Genomic DNA, 18076 nt, shown 5'->3' on the forward strand with positions numbered 1-18076 from the left:
TACATATTAGGATTTTCGCATGGCGAAAGGAGCCGGGATGGACAAGAAATACGTGATCGGGGCCGCCGTCGCTGTCGGGGCGCTGGTGCTGGTGCCGGGCCTAGCCGCGGCGCTGGCCCGGGCCGGAGAGCCGCTGAAACGCGCTGCCGTGCGCAGCGGCGCCACCGCCTGGGACGAATTCCGCAAGGCCGGATCGGAAGTCTACGAACACATGGAAGACCTGGCCGCCGAGTTCCAGGCCGAGGTCGCGGCGCGCGAAGCGCAGCCCGAGGCGGCAGAGCCGGACGCGGCATCGGGCGTGCGGGATGCCGGATAAGCTGGTCACGCTGGAGTGCCACCATTCCGTGGCCGGGCGCGCGCGGTTGCGCCCGTCGCAGGAGATGGAGGCCGAGGATCTTCTGGCTCTGTCAGACAGGGTGGTCACGCTGCCCGGTATCTCCCGCGTGCTGGCGCGGCCGAACACCGGCAGCCTGATCCTTGAATTCGACGCCGATCCCGAAACCGTCTTTGCGGCAATGGAGGCGCAGGGCATCGCACGGGTGCGCGCGCCTGCCCCGCCGCCGCCGATCGGTCAGGTCGCGCAGCTCGGCATGTTGCAGGCCGACATGAAGCTCAAGCAGAGCACCAACAGCGCGCTGGATCTGAATACGTCCATCGCGCTCTTGCTGGCGGTCATCGCGGCGTTTCAGGCCAGCCGCGGCAAACTCGCGGGGCCAGCGACCACGCTGTTGATGTCGGCGCTGTCGGCGCTGGATCGCGGCGCCAGGAAATAGGCCCGCTCAGGCCAGACGGGCGGCGGCGGAAACCACTTCCCACGGGGTGTCGATGTCGCTGCGCCCCATCTGCCCGCCGCAGGCGAGATCGCGAAAGAACCGCCCGCCGCGCTCTGTCGGCAGATGCGCCAGACCCAGCCGTTCGGCGACAGCCCCAGCACGGAAATCGAACACCTCTGACAGCCGTCGGGAAAGCGCCGCGTCATCAACCCCGCCGCTGCCGAAGGTATCGACCTCGACCGAGGCCGGGGATTCGTCGCCCAGCAGATAGGAAAGTTGAACCTCGCATTCCCGCGCCAGTCCGGCGGCAATGACGCAGCGCGCGGCCTGCCGGGCGGCGTATTGCGCGCTCCGGTCGATCCGGTCGGGCCCCTTGCCACTCAGCGCCGTGGCGCTCTGCCGGCAGTGGCCCCCATAGGTGTCGTCACCGATCTTGCGCCCGGTTAGGCCCGAATGCGCCTCTGGCCCGGTGCGCCCGGCAATGGGGACGCAGACCAGGCGGGTGGCGGCGCTCGGCACCAGCCGCGCGCCGTCGAACGCGGGCTCCAGCACCTCGACGCGCAAGGCCGCCTCGATCTGGACCGGCGTCAGGTCCGTATCCGCCCCGAAGGCCAGCGCAATGGCCGGAATGGCGACCGGGCTGCGGTTCTCAAACCGGACCGCGACCTGCGCCTGCGCATCGGACGAGAGCCAGGACAACCGCCCCTCGCACCGCGCCCGGGCCAGCGCACCGCTCAGCCGATGCGCCGCCCACTGGGCAAAGGGCATGGCCTCCGGCGTGTGGTCGCAGGCGTAGCCAAAGGCAGTGGTCATCTGTGCGCGCGGTGCATCCGGCCGCGCCAGCCCGTCGGGATCGAGATCAAGCATCACCGTCGGCGCCGCAGTCCCCGAGAGGTCATAGCCCGCGTCGGCAATCACCCCCCGGGCCAGCGTGGCCATGTCGCAGGGCGGGTCCGAGACGCCACGCAGCGAAAGGAAGACAACGCCGGAGCTGATCGCGCATTCGGCCACCGCCCGTGAGGTGGGGTTCGCGAACAGACAGGCGTCGATCACCGCGTCGCTGATCTGGTCACACAGTTTGTCGGGGTGGCCGGATGTGACCGACTCCGACGTCAGGACGAAATTCCTCATGTCGCCGCCTCCTCTTCTTCGAGCGGGTGCAGGTCCAGTTCGACGCCGCGCCGGAACAGGACCGAGGCGGCGGGAAACGCCGCTGCCGCGATGGCAACGGCGGTATCGGCCGGCCCCAGCCGCGCGACCCCCAGAAGCCGGCCCAGGGGCGGTACGAAAAACGGCAGCACCGCCAGCGCGCCGGAGCCGAGCACCGCCAGATCCAGCGCGCGGTTCTCCAGCAGTTTCGTCGGGGTCAGCTTTCGCACGTCGCCGCGCTGGCAGGTCATCGTGTAAAGCAACTGCCCCAGCGACAGCGCCAGAAAGGTCATGCCGCGTGTCTCCGGCCCGGGTCCATAGCGGCTGAGACCGATGAAATGGGCGGTCAGCGCCGAGGCCGAGATCACCGAACTGTCGATCCCCATGCGGCGGATATGCTCGGGCGGAAAGATCGGCTCACCGGCCCTGCGCGGCGGGCGGTTCATCGCGTCCGGGTCGGGATCGGCCAGCGCGAGCCCGAGACCCGGCAGCACGTCGGTGACGAGGTTGATCCACAACAGCTCCATCGGGGTTTCCAGCTCGCCCGGGCCATGCACCGCCTCGACCATGCTGACCACGATTTCCGACATGTTGGTCGTCACCAGGAATTCCAGCGCACGCCGGATGTTGCGATAGACCGTGCGCCCCTGCCCGATGGCGTCGATCAGTGTGGACAGCTCGTCGTCGCGGATCACCACGTTGGCGACATCGCGCGCCAGGTCGGTGCCCGAGGCGCCCATGGCGATGCCGATGTCGGCGGCCTTGAGCGCAGGCGCATCGTTGACGCCGTCGCCGGTCATGGCGACGATGCGGTCGGCGGCCTGCAGCGCCTGCACGATGGCAAGCTTCTGGTCGGCGCTGACGCGGGCAAAGACATGCGCCTTGCGCGCCAGCCCGGACAGCAATGCCGGGTCCATGTCGGCGATCCTTGGCGAATCGACGATGCGGACCGGGGCGCCGTTGGCGAGGTTGAGCTCGCGCGCGATGGCGCCGGCGGTAGCGGACTGATCGCCGGTGATCATCACCGTCTCCAGCCCCGCCCGGTGCAGCGCGGCGATGAAATCGGGCGCCCCCGGACGCAGCGGATCGACCATGCCAAGCAGCCCAAGCCAGGTGAGGCCGGTGATGTCCTCCTCGGCCTGCGCCGCAGCCCCCTCGGCAAATCCGAGCAGCCGCGCCGGGCGCGCGGCGAGGGTTTCGTTCAATTCACCGATGATGGCGCGGTCGGCCCCGGTCAAAGCCCGCGTTCGGTCGCCGATGCGCAGGCGCGTACACCGCGCGAGCACCGCGTCGGGCGCGCCCTTGACGATCATCTGGTTCCTGCGGGTATCATGCGTGGTCGCCATCCACGGCCGATCCGGCGCCCGGGCAATGTCGCCGACACGGGCAAACCGCATTCGCAGCGCGGTGATGTCGAGACCGCAGTCAGCGGCGAATTCCAGCAGGGCGTGCTCGGTCGCGGTCGAGCCCGTGGCTCCGTCGGCGCCATATATGCCATCGTTGTTGAGCGCCGCCGCCTCGGCCAGCGGGCCCAGCGCCGTGAGATCGGTCAGGGCAACCTCGGCCAGCCCCGGCGCGGCGACGACGACGCGCATCCGGTTCTGGGTCAGTGTCCCGGTCTTGTCGAGACACATGGTCTGCAGCGCGCCCAACGATTCCACCGCGTCGATCCGCCGGATCAGGATGCCGCGCCGCTCCATCCGTTTCAGCCCGAGCGCCATGGTCGTGGTCGCCACCACAGGCAGCCCCTCGGGCACCGCCGCCACCGCCAGCGCCACCGCGTCGCGCAGCAGCCCGGCCACCGCATAGCCGCGCATCCAGCCGACGCCGAACAGCAGCCCGCAGGCCCCGAGAGAAAGATAGGCCAGCCGCGCGCCGAGCCGGTCAAGCTCGGCCTCGACCGGGGCGCGGGGGCGCTGCGCCTCGCGGCTGAGCTGGGCAATGCGGGCGGCGACGGTGTTCTGCCCGGTGCCAACCACCATCGCGGTGCCGCGCCCCTCGGTCACGATGGTTCCGGTGTGCAGTATCGTCGGGCGCGAACCGATCGGCGCATCTGCCGCAATTTCCGCCTCGGCGACTTTCTCCACCGGCAGGGTCTCGCCGGTCAGCGCCGCCTCGTCGACCATCAGCCGCCGCGCCTGGATCACCCGGGCGTCGGCCATCAGCTGCATGCCGGGCCCGACGCGGTAGAGATCGCCGCGCACCAGGTCGGCGGCGGGAATCTCGATCTCGATGCCATCGCGCAGCACCGTCACCGTTTCACGCTTCACGTCATCGACCGTCAGCGCCTCGATCACTGCCTCGGCCTGGCCTTCGGTGACATAGCCCAGCACCGCGTTGACCGCGATCACCGTCACCGTCGCCACCGCGTCGGCGGTGCCGCCGCTCACCACGGAAACGACGGCCGAACCGGCCAGCATCATCACCGGGATACTGTTGAACTGCTCTGCCAGGCGGGCCAGGGGCGAGGGGCGCGCCTGCTGCGGCAACAGGTTGCGCCCCTCGCGCGCCAGCCGTCCGGCGGCGGCCCCCGCAGTCAGGCCGTGCTTGCCGTCGCTCTCCAAGGTCCGGGCGATGTCCTGCCCGGACAGGCTGTGCCAGGGCGTCTCCTCGGCGCCCCGGGGGGCAAGCGGCGCGGTCGCGGCCGGCGGTGGCGCGGCCCCCTCGCGTGCCTGCGCCACAAGCTCGCCCAGACGATGCAGCACGCGGTCGCGGGCATGCGCGGGGTCGTGATGCAGGATGATGCTGCCGGTGCGCGCGCGCACCTCGGCGCGCAGCCAGTGGGCCTCGGACCGCATCAGCGCGGCCAGCCGCGCCGCCAACGCATGATTGCCGCGCATGGCCGGATGCCGCAACCGCAGGCGACCCGTGGCTGTGGCGTGCTCGACGGTGAAACCTGCCGGATGCGTTCCCATGTGTCCTGCCGCAGTTGCCTGGGACGATCCCTCACACAGGGGCGGGACCGACGCCTTGATCGGCATCAATAAAGGCCGCCCGGCCCTTCGCCAAACCGAAGCGTGCGCGGAAGCCGCCCGCGCCCCCGATTGTCAAGAAACCGCAGCATTCGCGCGTTACACGGCCCGCAACGGAGGCACCTAAACAAGGGAAACACTGTACCATGAAACGCACGCTTCTGATCGCGGCGTTGACCGCCGGGCTGGCGCAGGCCGCCTTCGCCCAGGATATCTCCGGCAAGCTTGCGCTCTGTACCTTTCAGCCGAACGCCGACGCCCAGCAGACCGTCGATGCCTTTAAGGCAAATACCCCGGTGTCGAGGTCGAGTGGTTCCGCGACGGCACCACCAAGGTGATGGCCAAGCTGCGCGCCGAGTTCGAGGCGAACAGCCCGCCGCCCGGCGTCCTTCTGATCGCTGACATGGTCACCATGGAAAGGCTCGAGGCCGAGGGCCGCCTGACGCCCTATACCGACATCGACCTGTCCGCCTACGACCCGGCGAGCATGGATAACGAGGGGCATTACTTCTCGACCGAAATGGTCACCACCGGCATCGTCTACAACACCGCCACCGAGATGATCCCGACCTCCTAAACCGATCTGCTCAAGCCCGAAGCCAAGGGCAGGATCGCCATGCGCTCGCCGCTGACCAGCGGTGCGGCGACCATCCACATGGCGGCGCTGACCGCCAATGCCGATCTCGGCTGGGATCTTTACAAGGGTCTGGGCGAACAGGGCGCCAACCCCAAGGGCGGCAATGGCGGCACCTACAAGGCCGTCGCCGGTGGCGAAAAGCTCTATGGTTTCGTCGTCGACTTCCTGCCGATCCGCAACAAGATGCAGGGCGCACAGGTGAAGTTCGTGATCCCGAAAGAGGGCGTTTCGGCCATGACCGAACCTGCGGCGATCCGGTCGGCCAGCGCCATCGCCTCGCGGTGGTCATGGATGATATAGAGCGTGGTCACCCGGACTCGCTGTGAATCCGGGCGATCTCGGCCTCCATCCGGCCGCGCAGATGCGGGTCGAGATTGGCCAGCGGTTCGTCCATCAGCACGGCCCGCGCGCGCCCCCGCAGCGCCACGCGCTGACGCTGCCCGCCCGAGAGCACCGCCGGATGCCGGTCGGCAAAGGCGGTCAGATCCACCGCCCGGAGGTTCCGGTCGGCGATGCCGCGCGCCTCGGCGGTGCCGGCCCCCCTGGTCTCGGCCGGAAAGAGGACGTTGCCGCGCAGGTTCATATGCGGCCAGAGCGCGCAGGACTGGAACACGAAGCCGACGTTGCGATCCTCGGGCGCGACATGCAGGCCGGGGGCCGAAACCCGCGCCCCTTCGAGGCGGATTTCATCGGCGTCGAAGCTTTTAGTCACGCCCGAAAGATCGACAGATATCTGGTCCACACCCTTTTCCGCGAGGTCTGGCCGCAGCCGGTCGCGCTGACAACGGGCGGGTGCCGCTGTCACGAAATCTTCGCAGAACGACCCGCCGCCTCAGGCGGGAAGCGGCGCGGGCAATGCCACGCTGGGCGCGGGGCGGTCGACCTGGGCAATGCGTGGCACCGCCGCAAGCAACCGGCGGGTATAAGGATGCTCCGGCGCGGCGAGAACCGCGTTGGTCGGGCCGGTCTCGACGATCTTGCCCCGGTACATCACCGCGATGCGATGGCTGACCCGCTCGACCACGGCGATGTCATGGCTGATGAACAGGAAGGATACCCCGTCGCGCCGCTGGATCTCGGCCATCAGATCGGTGATCCGCCGGGCATTCGACACGTCCAGCGCCGAGACCGCCTCGTCGGCGACGATGATCCGCGGTCCGACCGACAGCGCGCGGGCAATACAGATACGCTGGCGCTGGCCGCCGGAAAACTGGTGCGGATAGCGCTCCGCCGCCTCGGCGGGCAGCCCTACGCGGGTAAGCAGGTCGGCGGCCATGTCGGCGCGCCCGCGCGCATTGACCGCGCCGTGCAGGAACGCCGGCTCGGTCACCACATCGCGGATCGTCATGCGCGGATTGAGCGAGGCATAGGGATCCTGGAACACCATCTGCATCCGCGCGCGCATCGGTTTCAGCCGCGCCTGGCTGACCCCGGTGATCGCCTCGCCGTCAAGCGTCACCTCGCCCGACGCCGGCTCCACCAGCCGCATGATCGACCGGGCCAGGGTGGATTTCCCGCAGCCGGACTCGCCCACCAGCCCCAGCGTCTCGCCCCGCCCGAGGGTCAGGGAAACGCCGCGCACCGCCGGGACCGGCTTGCTGCGCGAAAAGAGGCCGCCCGCCCCGTAGGACGTGACAAGGTCCGACACCCTGAGCACGGCAGGCGCCTCTGCCAGCGGCTCCGGCGCGCCGGATCCCAGCCGTGGCGTGGCCTCCATCAGTTCCCGCGTGTAGCCGTGGCGCGGCGCGGCGAAGATGTCGCCGGTGCGGCCCTCCTCGACCTTGCATCCGTTCTTCATCACCACCACGCGGTCTGCGATTTTCCCCACGACGCCGAGATCGTGGGTGATGAACAGCACCGCCATCCCCATCTCGGCTTGCAGACGGCGCAGCAGGGACAGGATTTCCGCCTGCGTGGTCACATCCAGCGCGGTGGTCGGCTCGTCCGCGATCAACACGTCGGGTTCGCAGATCAGCGCCATGGCGATCATCACCCGCTGGCGCAGCCCGCCCGAGAGTTCATGCGGATATTGGTCGAGGCGCCGCTCCGGCTCGGGGATGGTCACCCGTTCCAGCGCCGCGCGCGCGGTCTTCCGCGCCGCCGCGCCGGTCAGCCCGCGATGCAGGCGCAGGGTTTCCTCGATCTGCCGCCCGATCCGCATCACCGGGTTGAGCGAGGTCATCGGCTCCTGGAACACCATGGCGATCCGCTCGCCGCGCAGCGCGCGCAGCTCGGCCGGTGGCAGCGTGGTCACCTCGACGGGGTCGCGCGCGCCCAGGCGGATGGAACCGCCCAGGATACGGCCGCCCTCGCGATCGATCAGGCGCAGGATGGAAAGCGCGGTCGCCGATTTCCCCGACCCGCTTTCCCCGACCAGCGCCAGGGTCTCGCCGCGATGGATGTCAAACGACAGATCCCGCACCGCCAGCGTGCTGCCAAACGCGACGCGCAGCGATTTCACCGACAGGATCGGCGGGTTCGGGGCCGTCATCGTCATCCTTTTGCAAGCTCCGGCAGGAACGGCCTCAGCGGCGGGGTCCAGCGCATGGCCGTGGGCGTGACGCGGGCCTCGAACGGGTCGTCGCCGAACACCTGCCAGTGGATCTGCGGGCCAAGCTCGACCATGCCCCAGGCGCGGGCCGGCTCCCCGGCGGTGGTGAAGCTTTCTGTCAGGCTTTGCTGGGTCAGGTGGGGAATGCCGTCGATCGTGGTCAACGTGTTCCAGTGGACGTGCCCGGCGATACAGGCCAGCGGCACCCGCGCCTGCGCCAGCGCCTTCCGCGCCCGGTCCGCCTGCGGATAAGTCGAGACGGTCTCGTTGCGCTGGAAGTAATAGTTGCCAAGCTGGGCGTGACCGGAGACCGGGACATGGCTGGCGACCAGCGTCGGCTTGTCGGCGTTCTGCGCCATCCGCGACAGCCACAAAAGGTCGGCCTCGGGCAGGTTGAAACCGATCTGCGGGCCGCTGCGGTCGATCCGCGCGTCGGCACGCCAGAGGGCTAGCTGCCAGTCGCCAAGGTCGATCATCTCGTGGTCCAGCGGGGCGCCGAGGATCTCGGCGTTCTCGGCAACGCTCATATGGTCGCGGTCGTGGTTACCGCAGATATGCTGCAGCGGAGCGTCGAGCCCGGCCAGTACATCGGCTACCTCCCGTTGCAGCCGCGCGTCGGTCTCGGCGTCGGCGTCGGTGATGCGGTCGCCCAGGTCAAGCACGAGATCCGGCGCCTCGGCATTGGCCCAGGCGACGAAATCGGCAAGCAGAGCCAGCGCGGTATCGCCGCGCTTGGTATGAGAGGGGGCACCGTGGTGAATGTCGGTGACGATGGCGATGCGGGTCATTTCAGGCTCCGGAAAGGTCTTTGACAAGGGGGGACCGGGCGCAGGATGCGCCCGGACCGGGTGCGATCAGCTATCGGCCAGCGAGATGCTGCCGGCGCGGAAGTCGAGCACATAGGGGATGTGACCCGGCATCGGCGCCCAGTTGACGGACTTCTTCATGCCCCAGCTTTCGAACGGGCGGTACAGCGGCAGAACCGGCGGGTCCTGCTTAATCTCGTCCATCAGCTCGGCATAGGCGGCCTTGCGGACCTCCACATCGGTCGAAAAGCGGAACCGCTCCCATTTCGCGGCATACTCCTCGTCGGTGTTGAAGCGGCCTTCGCTTTCCGAGGGGCCGCCCGGCGCCCACATCACCCCGAAGCTGCCGAACGGGTCGGCGAAATACATCGGGTTGGACCAGTTGCGCGCCATCATCTGCGGATCGCGGCCAGTCCATTTCTCCTGCACGTCGACCTTGGCGTTGATGCCCACCGCCGACCACATCTCGGCGATGGCCTGAGCTGCCAGCAGGCCGTTGGTGTAATAGGTCGGGAACGAGGTATAGACGATCTCGCCACCGTCGTAGCCGGCCTCCTTCAACAGGTCTTTGGCCTTTTCGGGGTTGTATTCGAAGGTGGTCAGCTCGGGCATGTAGAGATCGCCAAACTCCTTCATGGTATGGGTCGAGGGCACCACGGCCTTGCCCAGCCACAGCGCCTCGTTCAGCGTGTCGCGGTCGACGGCATAGCTCATCGCCTGGCGGATGCGCGGATCCTTCAGCGCGGGGTGGTTGGCGTTCATGATCATCGCGTGGAACAGCGCCGTGACCGAGCCTTCGGTCTTGAGGTTGGGGTCGCTGTCGATCAGCGACAGCTGGTCGGGCGCCACGTTGGTGATGATGTCGGCCTCGCCGGTCTTGAGCGCGGTGACGCGGCTCGCGGTCTCGGCGATCTGCACCACGGTGGCGCGTTGCAGCGGCGCCTTGTCGCCCCAGAAATCGTCGAAGCGCTCCCAGACGATGCGCTCGCCGGGCAGGAACTCGGCCACGCTGTAGGGGCCGGTCCCGACCGGCGCCAGCGAGAAGGCTTCGAAATCGCTGTCCTCGGCAACCTTCGGATCGCCGGTCAGCGCCTTGGTATACTCCTCGGGGATGATCATGATCTGCTGCAGCGACACCAGCGTTTCCCACAGCGGCTCCTCCCGGCCGGCGTGGATGCGCACGGTATAATTGTCGATCTTCTCGGCCGAGGTAAAGTTGTTCAGCCGGTCCTTGGAGCGCACCACGTAGGGCGGGAAGGTGGCCTGGAACATGCGGTTCAGCGAGAACACCACATCGTCGGCGGTCATCGCCTCGCCGTTGTGAAAACTCACGCCCTCGCGCAGCTTCAGCTCCATCACGGTGGGGTCGATCAGCGTCCAAGAGGTGGCCAGCGCCGGCGTCCACTCGGGCTCCAGCTTGGAATGGTCGCGGTCGATCAGTGTGTCGAAGCTGTTGAAATAGAATTGCGACCCGACGTTCGAGTGATCGCGGCCGGGATCGAGGAAGGGCGCGACATTGCCAGCGCCGACGGTGATTTCTTGCGCGAATGCGGCGGGGGCGAGGCCCGCGGCAAGGGCGGTGGTCAGCAGCAGTCTGAACATTTCAGTCTCCGGTTCAGGGTTGCGGTACAGAATGACGGCCGTTTTGTACGGCTCTTGATCTTGGTTATCTCTCCTGCAGGCGAACGTCGGCGCGGTCGCGCAGCCAGTCGCCGAGGATCTGGACGGTAAAGGTCAGCGTCACGATGAGCGCGGCGGGGGCGAGCACGATCCAGGGCGCGGTCGGCATGTAGTCGCGCCCTAGCCCGACCATCGAACCAAGCGAGGGCTGCGGCGGCTGCACCCCGAGGCCGAGGAAGGACAGGGTGCTTTCGAGGATTACAATATTGCTGAGCGCCAAGGTGAACTGCACCACCAGCGGCGAGACCACGTTGGGCAACAGGTGGCGGCGCGCGATGTAGACTGTTCCGGCACCGGCGGCCCGGGCGGCCTCGATGAAGGGCTGCCCGGTCAGGCGGCGGACCTCGGCGCGGACGATCCTTGCGTATTGCTCCCAGCCCGCGACCCCCAGCACCAGGACGAGAACGGTGACATTGGAGCCCAGCACCGCCAGCACCAGCAGCGCGACGAGGGTAAAGGGAATCGCGATCTGCATGTCGACCAGCGCCATGATCGCATCCTCGAGCCAGCTGCGACGCAGCCCCGCGATCACCCCGAGCGTTCCGCCCAGGCACAACCCGATCAGCGCACCGACGAAGGCCAGCGTCAGCGTCAGCCGCATCCCGTAGAGCGCGCGGGACAGCACGTCGCGGCCCAGCTCGTCGGTGCCGAACAGATGGCCGGGGCCGGCGCGGTCGAACCCGGCAGGCGGGCGCAGCCGCGAAATCAGGCTCTGATCCAGCGGATCGAAAGGGGCGATCAGCGGCGTCAGGATGGCGGCGGCAGCCAGCAGCACCGCGAGAAGCAGCGCGATCCTCTGAATGATGTCGCCCCCTGCGGCGGCGCCCGCCCGGCGGCGGCGGTGACGTGCGACGATATCGGCAAGGCCGGTCATGGCGGTTATCCCTTCAGCTGCGCGCAAGACGGATGCGCGGATCGACCAGCGCATAGGCGACATCGGTGATCGCGTTGATCAGCACCACCGCGACGGCCACGGCGATCACGCCGAACTGCAGCACCGGGTAATCGCGCATGATCGCGGCGGTCACGAGGAGCTGGCCGATCCCAGGCCAGGAAAAGATCGTCTCGACCACCACCGACCCGGCGGCGGCGAGGCTGGCGATCTGCAGCCCGATGACCGAGATCACCGTCACCCCGGCGTTGCCCAGCCCGTGGCGCATCACCACCGCCAGCTCCGGCAGCCCCTTGGCGCGGGCGGTGCGGATGAAATCCTGCCCCAGCACGTCGAGCATGGCGTTGCGGGTAAACCGGGTCAGCGCGGCGATCAGCACCCCGGACATGGCGATGGTCGGCATGATGAAATGCAGCGCGGTGCCGTTTCCGACCACCGGCAGCCAGTTCAGCCAGTAGGAGAAGGTGAGGATCATCACCACGGCGAGCACGAAGTTGGGCACCGCGTAGCCGCTGAACGCCACCACCATCACCGCCGAGCCGATCCAGCTTTTACGATAGAGCGCGGCGAGCACGCCAAGCGGGATCGAAACCGCAGCGGTAAGACCGATCGAGGCCAGCAGAAGCTGCGCCGAGGGCCAGAGGCGCGCGGCCACGACCTGGGTGACCGGGCGGCGCTCGATGAAGCTCAGGCCGAACTCGCCCGACACCACGCCGCGCAGATAGGCGACATACTGATGCCAGATCGACCGGTCGAGCTGGAAATAGGCGATCAGCGCGTCGCGGCCCTCGTCGGTCAGCCCCTCGCCGAGAAAGGTGTCGATCGGGTTGCCGGACAGACGGGTGGCGACGAAGGTCACGGTGACGATGGCGAACAGCGTCACCGCCATCTTGATCGCCACACGCAGCAGATAGTCGGTCATCGCGCGGCTCTCCTTTGCAGGTGAAGAAACGGGATGTTTGCGGCGCGCGCGGCGCGGCCGTCGGTGGCGGCGTTGTCGCCGACGAACACGGCATCGGCCGGGGTCAGCCCGGTGCGGTCCAGCGCCATGTGCAGCATCAGCGGATCGGGTTTGCCCGGGCTGGTCCAGGTCAGACCCGGCCGGATCGCGCGCAGCGCCGCCAGAAGCGCACCGGTCTCGGCCACCGGGTGGCCGTCCTGGCCCGGGTGCGACAGATCCTCGTTGGCGACCCAGAACGGCAGGCCCGACTCGATCTGCGCCAGCAGCGCGGCCATGCCATCGACCGTGAGCGCCGGATCGCGGCAGAGCAGCACCGCCTGCGGATCCTGCGCATCCGGGACCATCCCCAGCGCACGCGCCCGGTCCGCCAGCGGCGCGGCGGCGAAAAGGCTGATCCGCGTGATCCCCGCGACCCGCGCCATCCGTTCCAGCGCAACCTCGCCGGCCAGCAAAATCCGCCCGGCCGGGACGCGCAGGCCAAGGATGGCGAGCGTCGCCGAGAGGGCCTCGGCACTGGTGTCCGAGCGGTTGGACACGACCCAGAGCCGCGCCCCGCAAGCCTGCGCAAACGCGGCCGCGTCGGCAAAGGCGCGCCCCTCCGAGATCAAGCAACCATCAAGGTCGCACAGCACGAGCCCCGCCGTTTCGACATCGGCGGGGTTGAGCCATCCAATGCCTGTTTCAAGGGCACGTTGGGGGGTGACCGCGTCCAATGGGGGCTCCTTTCCGGGCATAGCCAGGCGCGGGGTGCGCCGTTCTGCCGCCGCTTCTGAGCCACCGCTGTGACGCGGCTGTAACAATCCAAAGTCATAGCTTGGGAAAGCCAAACAACGACCATGCAAACACAGGAGAAACCCGGAATGGCACTATCGATTCAACGTCTGGATGCCGTGCGCAGTGTCGCGGAGGCCGGGTCCTATGCCGGCGCCGCGCGGCTACTGGGGGTCAGTCAGCCGAACGTCTCGACGCAGATCCGCGCGCTCGAATCGCAATACGGCGTGCGCCTGTTTCACCGCGAGGCGGGCCGGCTCGCGCCGACCGCGCTGTGCCAGCAGCTTTGCGATGCGGCCGAGCGCATGTCTGAGGCCTATGGCGATGCCGAACGGCTGCTGTGCAGCCGGTCGTCGCTGGCGCGGGGCCGCATCACCATCGGGCTGGGCAACGTGATGCCGGGCATGGCGCTGGTCGCCGCCTTTCACCGGGCCTATCCCGGCGTCAACATCCGGGTCGAGACCGGCTCGCACGAGAAGATCACCCGCGCCGTGCTGAGCCACGCGGCCGATGTCGGCGTGCTGCCCGAGGTTCCGGGAGACACGCGGTTCCGGCGCACCCACCTGGCCTCGAACGAGGTTCTGGCCATCGCCCCGCCGGATCACCCGCTGGCGGCGCGGGAAACGGTCTCGGTCCACGATCTGCGCGACCAGCCGCTGATTTTCCGCGCCGCGGGCTCCTCGACCCAGCGGTTCGTCGACCGGCTGTTCGCGCGACACGGCCCCGCGCCCGAGCCGTTCCTGACGCTGGATGCCCGCGACGGGCTTTACGAGGCGGTGGTCAACGGGCTGGGCCTCGGGTTCCTGTGGCGCAACGGCACCAGCCGCCGCGACGGGGTGAAACGGCTTCGGATCCAGGAGGCGGCCCCGGTGCGCACCCATGAAACCGCCTTTGCCCTGGTGGAAACGCAGGGCGATATCGTGGATGCGTTCTTCAATATGGCGGAAAGCTTTGCCGCATCCCAGGGCGCGGCCGCCCGGCCCTGAGCGGCCAGCGGCGCGCGCGGTTTCAGATCATCGGGAATGCCGGGAAAGGAGGTCAGCCGACCGGGCCGTTATCCGCGCGCTTGACCGCGATCACCGCCGAGCGCGGAAGGCCCGTTCCGTCCGGCCAGCTTCCGCCCGGGTGCTGGATGCCCAGGAACATGGTCCGCCGGTCGGCCGACCAGGTCAGACCGGTCACCTCGCATCCTTTCGGCCCGGTCAGGAAACGCACGATCTCACCCGTTGCCGGATCTCCGGCCAGCATCTGGTTGTTGCCCATGCCGGCGAAATCGCCTTGGTTCGTGTCCTTGCCGTCGGTCTGAATCCAGACCATGCCGCTGCTGTCGACGGCCATGCCGTCGGGCGAGTTGAACAGGTTGCCCGCGTTGATGTTCCCCGACCCGGCGTAGGCGTCCTGGTGCACGGTCGGGTTGCCGGCCATCACGTAGAGATCCCAATCGAACCCGTTCGCGGCATGGTCGCCGCCCCTTGGCCGCCATCGGACGATCTGGCCAAAGCGGTTCGCCTCGCGCGGGTTGGGCCCGTTCACCGGGGTTTCGTCGCCACCGGCATTCGGCTTGACACCGCGGGTCTTGTTGTTGGTCAGGCTGCAATAGACCTCGTCCGCGAAAGGGTTGATCGCGACCCATTCCGGCCTGTCCATGGTGGTGGCCCCGACCGCCGAAGCGGCCATGCGGGTGTGGATACAGATCCCGGGCAGTTCCATCCCGGTGGTCTCGGGCGTCAGCGAGAGCCATTCGCCGGTCCCGTCATCGTCGAAACGGGCGACATGCAGCGTGCCGTCGTCCAGCAGCCCGTCGGTCGATGCGCCGGGAACATAGGCCCCTCGGGAGACGAACTTGTACAGGAATTCGCCCCTCTCGTCATCGCCCATATAGACCACCAAACGACCGTCGGCCGCCAGCGTGACCTCGGCATTCTCATGCTTGAACCGCCCCAGGCCGGTGTGCTTGATCGGCATGGCATGCGGATCGGTCGGGTCAATCTCGACAACCCAGCCAAACCGGTTCGGCTCGTTCGGATTGCTGGAGACATCGAACCGCGGGTCCCATTTGTAATAGTGATATCCCCAGTCCCGCGGGCCGATGCCGTAGCGGGCCTGCTCCGGCGTCGAACCTGCGGCGACCTCATCCGGTGCGGTCATGCCGAAGTAGCTGTTGAAGTTCTCTTCGCAGGTCAGATAGGTGCCCCAGGGCGTCCTGCCCGAACCACAGTTGCTCATCGTGCCGAGAACCAGCGTTCCGGTCGGGTCGGCTTCGGTCCGCAGCAGCGGATGGCCGGCAGCCGGTCCCGCGATCCGGATCGGCGTGTTGTGGTGGATGCGGCGGTTGAACGGGCTGTCCTTGACCACGCTCCAGCCTGTCCGCCCCTCGGAGATTTCCATGACGGTGACACCCTGCAGGTTCTGCAGCTTGCGCACGTCCTGCGCATCGGCAGCAGTCCCGCCCTGCCCCGCGGGCAGGTTGACCCTGCGACTGGCGTATTCGTGGTTGATCGCGATCAGCTGGCGGCCCCGGAAGCTGAAGGTTTCCATGCCGTCCGTGTTTTCGCCGAAGACACGGTCAGATTTGGAAAGCGGGCCGCCATCGGTGATGTCATAGGGGTCGGCGTCGGAAAACAGCGGATCCCCCCAGCGGGCGACCACATGCCAACGATACCCGGCGGGCACATGCACGGTGGCATCGGTCTGCGCCGGGATCGGGACGAACGCAAAGCGCGAGGCGGCAGACTGCGCCAGTGCCGGGGTGGCATCGAGCAGGCCGGCCCCCATCGCGGCCGCGCCGGAGCCGAAGGCAAGAACGCCGCTCAGAAACCCGCGCCGCGAAATCGCCCGTTCCACCACATGGTCGAAATCGTTTTCCTCGGGGCGGGGGAAATGCAGCTCGTCCCATTCGTCTGCAGATACGTCGGTCATGTCGAAATCGCTCATCATGTGCCCCCTGACGTCAAATCGCTTCGGCCCGGTCCTGCGTCAGGCCTGGATGATACCTAATCACGGAGCTCAATTCTGTCATGACGTGCGACGCGGGAATATGACCACGGCCCCCGCATTCGCCCCGCGACAAGCCTTCGACGGCATGGACAGATCCCGGTTTCCTGTCGTTTTTCCTTGATTCACATGGAAAAATCAAAAGGGTTAATTTTGCTTTAACCGGATTTCGGTACGGTGACACCCGAGGCAGAAAAAAATATTCGGAAGAAACTGAATGGGCATAGCCGCTTACAAGCGGACGATTTCGGAGACGGAATCGCCGCGGCAGATCGAGCGTCGGGTATTATCTCGTGTTACCTCCGACCTGGAACAGTTCGCGTCGAGATACGATTCGGCCGAGCGGGGCATCGACCAAATCGGCGTCCTGGCCGATGGTCTGCGCGATGCGCTCTGGAACAACCAGCAGGTCTGGAAAGCGCTCCAGCACGATCTGGCCGCAGAGGGGAACACGCTTCCGCCGACCCTGCGCGCGGGATTGATCTCGCTTTCGATCTGGGTCGATACCCACACAACCGGCATCCTGAAGGGGCAAAACAAGGTGGGGCCGCTGATCGCGATCAACCAGACCATCATCCGCGCGCTGGGTGGAAACGCCCTTCAAGTGATGGAATAGCCCGTGGCCCTGCGACTGACACTCAAACCCAACGAGAAGATCGTCATCAACGGGTGCGTGATCCGCAACGCGGACCGGCGTCAGAGCCTGACCATCGAGAACCATGCCGATGTCGTGCGCGAGGCCGACCTCCTTGACGAGGCCTCTGCCGCCACCCCGGTCAAGAAAGTCTATTTCTTCATCCAGTCGGCCCTGCTGCGCCCCGATATCCGTTCGGAGCTGACCCCGGTCATTCAGAAAAGCCTGGCGGAACTGGTCCCGATCTTCAATGCGCAGATTTCCGGGCACATCTGCGAGGCGGCCAACCATATTTCGGCGGCCAACTACTACAAGGCGATGCGCGCGCTGCGCCAAGTGATCGGCTATGAAGAGGAGCTGATGTCGCTGCTGATCGGTGGCACCGGCGCCGTCGAAGCGGCCGAGTAGCAGGGGACAGGGGCATGGTTCTGAGCATTTCCGGCCTGAACAGCCAATTGGCGCTGACCCTCATCGACAGCACGCAGGACCGCCAGCTGGAGAGCCTGAAGACCCAGCCGCAGCACGCCCGCGCCGCCGAGCAGTTTCGCGAACGGATCGCCTCGATCACCTCGCCCAAGGAGTTGGTGCAGGATTACGAGGTCTACAGTTTCGTCATGCGCGCCTTTGACCTGGAGGATCAGATCTTTGGCAAGGGGATGATCCGCAAGGTCCTGGAAAGCGATCCGAGCGACGAGACGTCGCTGGTCAACCGGCTGACCGATTCCCGCTTTGGCGAATTGCACGCCGCCCTGGGATTCACCACCGCAGCCGGGGCGCAGGCGCCGGATTTCAGCGACGCCGCCTGGCAGGACGGGATCGTCGATCTCTATTTCGACCGGGCCTATGCCAATGGCTACGCGGACCAGAACGAAACTGTCGGCGCGGTACTGGAGTTCCGCGAGGAAGTCGCCGGCATCGATAGCTGGTACGACGTGCTGAAAAACGAAACGCTGACCGAGTTTTTTCAGACCGCGCTGAACCTGCCCAGCGAATTGAGCGGTCTGGACGTGGACAAGCAGGCGGGCATCCTGGCCGACAAGTACGATCTGTCGAAACTGTCCGACCCGGGCGAGCAGGAGCGGCTCATCAGCCGCTATGTGGCGATCTCCGACGTGCTCAATCCCCAGGGGTTCTCGGCCATCAGTGCCGCACTGAGCATCCTGCAAAGCTCCTCCTCGCTAAGCTCGGGCATTATCGAAGTGACCTGGGATATCGCACCGGTGTCCTTTTCCAGCTATTCGCTGTACCGCTGACCG

Annotated in this window: 19 protein-coding genes; 9 read left to right on the forward strand and 10 right to left on the reverse strand. The window is 67.3% G+C overall.

Annotation, left to right across the window (positions count from 1 at the left end; translation table 11 throughout):
* Nucleotides 1-19 precede the first annotated feature (19 nt).
* Together P1U75_RS06010 and P1U75_RS06015 are read left to right on the forward strand one after the other, a co-directional pair.
* Nucleotides 20-316, forward strand: a complete 297-nt coding sequence (locus P1U75_RS06010; protein ID WP_300240949.1) for a DUF5132 domain-containing protein — start codon at nucleotides 20-22, stop codon at nucleotides 314-316.
* Complete coding sequence (locus P1U75_RS06015) at nucleotides 306-773, forward strand: HMA2 domain-containing protein (RefSeq protein ID WP_300240951.1); 468 nt, start codon at nucleotides 306-308, stop codon at nucleotides 771-773. Before P1U75_RS06010 ends, P1U75_RS06015 begins: the two co-directional genes overlap by 11 nt.
* Before the next feature lie 6 nt (nucleotides 774-779).
* Here P1U75_RS06015 and P1U75_RS06020 read toward each other — a convergent pair whose 3' ends face one another.
* Nucleotides 780-1904 (reverse strand): methionine adenosyltransferase domain-containing protein, encoded by a 1125-nt coding sequence (locus tag P1U75_RS06020; protein ID WP_300240953.1) that lies wholly within the window; start codon nucleotides 1902-1904, stop codon nucleotides 780-782.
* The gene (locus P1U75_RS06025) at nucleotides 1901-4837 is read right to left on the reverse strand and encodes a cation-transporting P-type ATPase (RefSeq protein WP_300240955.1); all 2937 of its coding nucleotides are present in this window, start codon (nucleotides 4835-4837) and stop codon (nucleotides 1901-1903) included. The genes P1U75_RS06020 and P1U75_RS06025 overlap by 4 nt, the downstream gene beginning before the upstream one ends.
* A gap of 203 nt (nucleotides 4838-5040) precedes the next feature.
* Between P1U75_RS06025 and P1U75_RS06030 the strand changes: the two genes are divergently transcribed.
* From P1U75_RS06030 to P1U75_RS06040, 3 genes are read left to right on the forward strand one after another with little or no spacing between them, the layout of a single operon-like run.
* On the forward strand, nucleotides 5041-5232 hold the full coding sequence (locus tag P1U75_RS06030) for a hypothetical protein (RefSeq protein ID WP_300240957.1): 192 nt from the start codon (nucleotides 5041-5043) through the stop codon (nucleotides 5230-5232).
* Nucleotides 5232-5471 (forward strand): hypothetical protein, encoded by a 240-nt coding sequence (locus P1U75_RS06035; RefSeq protein WP_300240959.1) that lies wholly within the window; start codon nucleotides 5232-5234, stop codon nucleotides 5469-5471. The genes P1U75_RS06030 and P1U75_RS06035 overlap by 1 nt, the downstream gene beginning before the upstream one ends.
* 39 nt (nucleotides 5472-5510) lie before the next feature.
* Complete coding sequence (locus P1U75_RS06040; protein ID WP_300240961.1) at nucleotides 5511-5831, forward strand: hypothetical protein; 321 nt, start codon at nucleotides 5511-5513, stop codon at nucleotides 5829-5831.
* 7 nt (nucleotides 5832-5838) lie between these two features.
* On the opposite strand, the gene P1U75_RS06045 is transcribed toward P1U75_RS06040, so the two are convergent.
* The 7 genes from P1U75_RS06045 to P1U75_RS06075 form a co-directional block, all read right to left on the reverse strand.
* On the reverse strand, nucleotides 5839-6273 hold the full coding sequence (locus tag P1U75_RS06045; protein ID WP_300240963.1) for an ATP-binding cassette domain-containing protein: 435 nt from the start codon (nucleotides 6271-6273) through the stop codon (nucleotides 5839-5841).
* A 90-nt stretch (nucleotides 6274-6363) separates the two neighbouring features.
* A complete protein-coding gene (locus P1U75_RS06050) occupies nucleotides 6364-8022 on the reverse strand; it encodes an ABC transporter ATP-binding protein (protein WP_300240965.1) in 1659 nt (552 codons plus the stop codon).
* A 2-nt stretch (nucleotides 8023-8024) separates the two neighbouring features.
* The gene (locus P1U75_RS06055) at nucleotides 8025-8870 is read right to left on the reverse strand and encodes a metallophosphoesterase (protein ID WP_300240967.1); all 846 of its coding nucleotides are present in this window, start codon (nucleotides 8868-8870) and stop codon (nucleotides 8025-8027) included.
* A gap of 66 nt (nucleotides 8871-8936) precedes the next feature.
* Nucleotides 8937-10490 (reverse strand): ABC transporter substrate-binding protein, encoded by a 1554-nt coding sequence (locus P1U75_RS06060; RefSeq protein WP_300240969.1) that lies wholly within the window; start codon nucleotides 10488-10490, stop codon nucleotides 8937-8939.
* A gap of 64 nt (nucleotides 10491-10554) precedes the next feature.
* Complete coding sequence (locus P1U75_RS06065) at nucleotides 10555-11442, reverse strand: ABC transporter permease (protein WP_300240971.1); 888 nt, start codon at nucleotides 11440-11442, stop codon at nucleotides 10555-10557.
* Nucleotides 11443-11455: 13 nt separating this feature from the next.
* Nucleotides 11456-12382, reverse strand: coding sequence for an ABC transporter permease (locus P1U75_RS06070; protein ID WP_300240973.1), 927 nt, complete (start codon nucleotides 12380-12382; stop codon nucleotides 11456-11458).
* Complete coding sequence (locus tag P1U75_RS06075) at nucleotides 12379-13134, reverse strand: HAD family hydrolase (RefSeq protein ID WP_300240975.1); 756 nt, start codon at nucleotides 13132-13134, stop codon at nucleotides 12379-12381. The genes P1U75_RS06070 and P1U75_RS06075 overlap by 4 nt, the downstream gene beginning before the upstream one ends.
* Before the next feature lie 147 nt (nucleotides 13135-13281).
* Between P1U75_RS06075 and P1U75_RS06080 the strand changes: the two genes are divergently transcribed.
* On the forward strand, nucleotides 13282-14178 hold the full coding sequence (locus P1U75_RS06080) for a LysR substrate-binding domain-containing protein (RefSeq protein ID WP_300240977.1): 897 nt from the start codon (nucleotides 13282-13284) through the stop codon (nucleotides 14176-14178).
* A gap of 52 nt (nucleotides 14179-14230) precedes the next feature.
* Here the strand turns inward: P1U75_RS06080 and P1U75_RS06085 are convergent, their stop codons facing one another.
* Nucleotides 14231-16126, reverse strand: a complete 1896-nt coding sequence (locus P1U75_RS06085; protein ID WP_300240979.1) for a PhoX family phosphatase — start codon at nucleotides 16124-16126, stop codon at nucleotides 14231-14233.
* 277 nt (nucleotides 16127-16403) lie between these two features.
* On the opposite strand from P1U75_RS06085, the gene P1U75_RS06090 reads away from it, so the two are divergent.
* From P1U75_RS06090 to P1U75_RS06100, 3 genes are read left to right on the forward strand one after another with little or no spacing between them, the layout of a single operon-like run.
* The gene (locus tag P1U75_RS06090; RefSeq protein ID WP_300240981.1) at nucleotides 16404-16802 is read left to right on the forward strand and encodes a flagellar biosynthesis regulator FlaF; all 399 of its coding nucleotides are present in this window, start codon (nucleotides 16404-16406) and stop codon (nucleotides 16800-16802) included.
* A 3-nt stretch (nucleotides 16803-16805) separates the two neighbouring features.
* Nucleotides 16806-17228, forward strand: a complete 423-nt coding sequence (locus tag P1U75_RS06095; protein WP_300240983.1) for a flagellar biosynthesis repressor FlbT — start codon at nucleotides 16806-16808, stop codon at nucleotides 17226-17228.
* A 14-nt stretch (nucleotides 17229-17242) separates the two neighbouring features.
* Entirely contained in the window at nucleotides 17243-18073 is an 831-nt protein-coding gene (locus P1U75_RS06100) for a DUF1217 domain-containing protein (RefSeq protein ID WP_300240985.1), read from the forward strand.
* Nucleotides 18074-18076 lie beyond the last annotated feature (3 nt).

The sequence above is a fragment of the Antarcticimicrobium sp. genome (assembly GCF_029212575.1).
GTDB lineage: Bacteria > Pseudomonadota > Alphaproteobacteria > Rhodobacterales > Rhodobacteraceae > Antarcticimicrobium.

Bases quoted from the DNA above. Each gene is read 5' to 3' on its own strand.
- P1U75_RS06010 (WP_300240949.1), top strand. From the start codon at position 20: ATGGCGAAAGGAGCCGGGATGGACAAGAAATACGTGATCGGGGCCGCC.
- P1U75_RS06015 (WP_300240951.1), top strand. From the start codon at position 306: ATGCCGGATAAGCTGGTCACGCTGGAGTGCCACCATTCCGTGGCCGGG.
- P1U75_RS06020 (WP_300240953.1), bottom strand. From the start codon at position 1,904: ATGAGGAATTTCGTCCTGACGTCGGAGTCGGTCACATCCGGCCACCCC.
- P1U75_RS06025 (WP_300240955.1), bottom strand. From the start codon at position 4,837: ATGGGAACGCATCCGGCAGGTTTCACCGTCGAGCACGCCACAGCCACG.
- P1U75_RS06030 (WP_300240957.1), top strand. From the start codon at position 5,041: ATGAAACGCACGCTTCTGATCGCGGCGTTGACCGCCGGGCTGGCGCAG.
- P1U75_RS06035 (WP_300240959.1), top strand. From the start codon at position 5,232: ATGGCCAAGCTGCGCGCCGAGTTCGAGGCGAACAGCCCGCCGCCCGGC.
- P1U75_RS06040 (WP_300240961.1), top strand. From the start codon at position 5,511: ATGCGCTCGCCGCTGACCAGCGGTGCGGCGACCATCCACATGGCGGCG.
- P1U75_RS06050 (WP_300240965.1), bottom strand. From the start codon at position 8,022: ATGACGGCCCCGAACCCGCCGATCCTGTCGGTGAAATCGCTGCGCGTC.
- P1U75_RS06055 (WP_300240967.1), bottom strand. From the start codon at position 8,870: ATGACCCGCATCGCCATCGTCACCGACATTCACCACGGTGCCCCCTCT.
- P1U75_RS06060 (WP_300240969.1), bottom strand. From the start codon at position 10,490: ATGTTCAGACTGCTGCTGACCACCGCCCTTGCCGCGGGCCTCGCCCCC.
- P1U75_RS06065 (WP_300240971.1), bottom strand. From the start codon at position 11,442: ATGACCGGCCTTGCCGATATCGTCGCACGTCACCGCCGCCGCCGGGCG.
- P1U75_RS06070 (WP_300240973.1), bottom strand. From the start codon at position 12,382: ATGACCGACTATCTGCTGCGTGTGGCGATCAAGATGGCGGTGACGCTG.
- P1U75_RS06080 (WP_300240977.1), top strand. From the start codon at position 13,282: ATGGCACTATCGATTCAACGTCTGGATGCCGTGCGCAGTGTCGCGGAG.
- P1U75_RS06085 (WP_300240979.1), bottom strand. From the start codon at position 16,126: ATGAGCGATTTCGACATGACCGACGTATCTGCAGACGAATGGGACGAG.
- P1U75_RS06090 (WP_300240981.1), top strand. From the start codon at position 16,404: ATGGGCATAGCCGCTTACAAGCGGACGATTTCGGAGACGGAATCGCCG.
- P1U75_RS06100 (WP_300240985.1), top strand. From the start codon at position 17,243: ATGGTTCTGAGCATTTCCGGCCTGAACAGCCAATTGGCGCTGACCCTC.